Here is a 251-nt window from a genome sequence, read left to right as displayed (position 1 = left end):
GAAGAAATTAATGAATTAGGAGAGTGCATCGATGCTGGAAAAGATGAGGATTTTGAGTATATCGCTTTACGTACGTTGGGAGATCGCTATTTGGCGACTGACCACAGCAAAAATATTTACGAACTTCCGCAGGAAAGATTCTTAATCATTGCGATGACGTTAATGCAACAGGAAGACCGTTCTAAGCGATTGGAACTAGTAAAAGAGTCGTACTGGGCATTAAGTAATCGTTATATGACGGTGGCTACACC

Annotated in this window: 1 protein-coding gene; it reads left to right on the top strand. The window is 41.0% G+C overall.

The window, feature by feature from the left end:
* Positions 1–251 (top strand): ribonucleotide reductase N-terminal alpha domain-containing protein (locus ACS2QP_RS28295; protein WP_438883141.1); only part of this gene is annotated, 251 nt, incomplete at both ends.

Source organism: Bacillus cereus group sp. Bce019 (assembly GCF_051781745.1).
Lineage (GTDB): Bacteria > Bacillota > Bacilli > Bacillales > Bacillaceae_G > Bacillus_A > Bacillus_A cereus.
The sequence above is the reverse complement of the archived record's forward strand: the minus strand, read 5'-3'. Positions and strand labels throughout refer to the sequence as shown.